Consider the following 3,262-nt stretch of genomic DNA (forward strand, 5'->3'; position numbering starts at 1 on the left):
ATTATATATCAACACTTTATAATTTATTTCAAAATTACTCTAATCATTACATTGCTTTGGTTATAGGTATCAATATTTGTATGATTGCTAAATATATTGAAAAAGGAAAAGATGACAAAATAAAAAAAGAGCTAACTAAATTTCTCCAAGGCGAAGATTATGATGAAGGTTTTTACTTCTTAAGTTTTGAAGATAAAAAAAATTCAAAGTTTAATTTTGAAAATAATAAGGCAACATCAGTATTTACAAAATCATTATTATCACTCCTGACAGCTGAGCACAACAATCCATTTAGGGATGCAATGACGGAAGCAGAATTAAATGGTGATGATAAAATCGAAATAATCAACTATAAATTTTTATGTATCCATCAAGTTCAGGAAGTTATTATTGAACTTTTGGTGAGAATTAGGCTAGCAAAAGATCAATTTTTGACTACAAGATCACTATTAGATTTTATATTTAATCTACTCGTTGGGCCAAAGTATATTTTTGATAATCTTTTTACTTCTGAAAATAGCGAGTTGATAAATCAGTTAAAAATATTTGATCCATCTTTAGTTAGAGCAAAGTGTACCGATGGGTTTTTATTAGAACAAAAGCTATTCCTTGAGAATCAAGCTTTTATAGAGTTTAAAGAAACATTAATAAAAAATTATGATTTAGTTTGTGATTTTAGTGGGAGATCATATATCAGATTGTTTTATTTATTAAATAACATTTCTTTCTCAAATGATTTTCACCGTACTTTCGCAAATGATTTTAAAAATGACACATTAGACTATTTTACGGTACTAAAATTAGGGCATGAACATGAAAGTCCAATAGATAGTCCTTTCGCAAAAGATATTCAATCGTTTTATAGAAATATTCTTACAGTAGCAGTTTCAAAGTTCTTAAATAGGAATTCTCCTTTTTTGGGAACTCATCAATTATTATTGTCAAATTACAACGATGTATTAATTGTAAGTGATTTTAAAATAACCCCATCTTGGGAAGAAATAAAAAAAAATAGGTCTAATACGTTCACTACGTTTACATGTAGTTTCCACTTAGATAAAAAAGATGAATCTATTTCTTTTGTTTTAAATATAAATGTCTTAGAGCTTTTGGTTAGATTGAACAAAGGATACCGACCGAATAAACATGATAAGAATTCCGTAATTTTGCTTGAGGATTTAGTTACAAAAATAAAACAGAGATTAATTCTTAAGAAAGAGCTAACCTTTATTAATAAAAATGATGTATTTGAAGTTGAAAAAGATGGTAATCATTTTGAGGTGATGCATAAATGATAGATGAAACAGTGAACTTTGACACTCTAAATAAAAATGATTTCGATAATCAGCCATCTCCATTTTGGCCTCTAAAGACAAATTATAACGAATGTGATTGGAAAATAGCCGCAGGGTATTTTATATCAGACTTATACAAAGTTGACGCTGAAAACCAATCAGTAGAATCTTTACGTATCGCGAGCTTAGAGCATTTTAGTAAAAAAGGGATGAGTAAGCAATTCTGCCAGCTAATAAATAAGGCTTATTTTACAAAGTCTGATGTGTACAGGTTATCACCGATCTGCTTATTATTATATACCCATACACTACCTAATGAAGCTAAAGATGGGAATGTGGAAGAAATAGACCTAGGCAAAAGAAAGAATGTAGTACGGGCAAGTCGCAGAGTTGCAACTAATTTGTCAAACCTGTTATCTTTCAATAAAGAACTCGAATCAGATAATTTATTTAATGATTTTATTAGTAACGAAATTTGTAGTTTAATAAATACGAAGCCCAAGAAATTTGATAAGTCTCTAAAACATCAGTATCTACCATTCCTATCTCATTATTTTAATTTGGACTTATTATTTCTAGCCAGTAATCCTTCATTTTTATTAGAAAATATCGCATTGTTTTTGCAGCTTTATACTTTTTTATATATATCTCAATTATCTTTAAATATTTCTGAATGGTCAAGTGGAATGCCATCCTCCAAACCATTATATTTCATACTTGAAAATGAAAAAGCAAGTCAGGAACGTATGTACCTAAATAATAATGGTTGGAAAAGTTTTGAAGATTCTATAAAAAAAATATTTCCAATTTTATCACTAGTTCAGGTTTTGGCTGTAAATAAAAAAGATCCAGAGCCACTTTGGTCACTATATGACAAGTTGGATAAATATGACAATAATCAAGATATTGTGCAATCACTTGATCATTATGCTGAAAGATTCTCTACTAAATTATTGAACTTTGTTTATGATAAAAAATCGTCAAACTTATTTGAAGCCATTACAAATCTTTCAGATTTATATTGTAAGCAATTCGATAAAAAATATATTTCCTCTGAAAATAAAAAAGGAGGTGTAAATGGGAAAATTATCAACTCAATAATTGATAATTATACGTCCGGGTTTAGACAAACGAGAAGGCGTGGTGGAACGCATCTTGTGATAAACCAAGATATGCTATTATTTATAACAAATTTGATAATTGGAAATAATGGCAAAATGAGATTCAATGAACTTATTGATAATTTCAATAGTCGTGGTATCTATTTCGATAGTCAATCTAAAAGCAAGTTATTGGATTTTTTCCAACGTATTGGCAACATTGAAAAGAAAAGCGATAGCGGAGATGCAGTGTATGTTAATTCAACAATTTGAGCAGCTTTTAGTCAATGAGTTTATTTCGTGGGTTGGAGATAATGTTATTTCAGGAAGCCGGCTCCAGTTTAAACTGTCGAGCCCAGAATCACGAAAGGTAATATATGATTTCTTCATTGAAAAATGCTCTAAAGAAATATGTATATCTGATGTACATATTCCCTATATTGCATATAAAGAGAAAAACATTATTCCTTTGCTACATTCTGAGTGTGGGAATCATGGATTCAATCAAGATTATTTAGCATTCCTAAGAGATGAATTGCAAAAAAAAGATTACTTCAAGGTTTCTCCAATAATCCTTTTTCTTCATGATACTATTTTAGATACCATAACTAACAGTGCAGATGATTTAACAAAAAACGAAAGAGTATGGAGTATTCCGTATTTTAATAAAATAATGGGGGCGTTTTGTACTGAAAGCTTAAATCAGAACTTTTATAATATTTTACTGGAATATCAAACTGATAATATGCTTGAGGATAATTCAAGTATTCTTTCATATAAAAATCTTTATGAGTGTGTCTACTCAGGTAACTTTGACTTATCTAAACTTGGGCTATTTAGAGATCCAACTGTTGAGTTGTGGGAAAA

3 protein-coding genes are annotated in these 3,262 nt (G+C 29.2%); all 3 read left to right on the forward strand.

What is annotated here, in order from left to right; all coding sequences use genetic code 11:
- Positions 1-1,295, forward strand: a 1,295-nt coding sequence (gene dptF / locus INF86_RS22205) for a DNA phosphorothioation-dependent restriction protein DptF (RefSeq protein ID WP_193543941.1), incomplete at its 5' end; no start/stop codon positions are given.
- Positions 1,292-2,668 carry a DNA phosphorothioation-dependent restriction protein DptG gene (gene dptG, locus INF86_RS22210; protein WP_193543942.1) on the forward strand — a complete coding sequence of 459 codons (1,377 nt, stop codon included), beginning with the start codon at positions 1,292-1,294 and terminating at the stop codon, positions 2,666-2,668. The genes dptF and dptG, both read left to right, overlap by 4 nt.
- Positions 2,649-3,262: hypothetical protein (locus tag INF86_RS22215; RefSeq protein WP_193543943.1), on the forward strand; the 614-nt coding region annotated here is incomplete at its 3' end. The genes dptG and INF86_RS22215, both read left to right, overlap by 20 nt.

Source organism: Enterobacter cloacae complex sp. I1M (assembly GCF_014982425.1).
GTDB lineage: Bacteria > Pseudomonadota > Gammaproteobacteria > Enterobacterales > Enterobacteriaceae > Enterobacter > Enterobacter intestinihominis.

What these genes read in the sequence shown, in the direction of transcription:
- dptG (WP_193543942.1), top strand. Translation starts at nt 1,292, where the DNA reads ATGATAGATGAAACAGTGAACTTTGACACTCTAAATAAAAATGATTTC.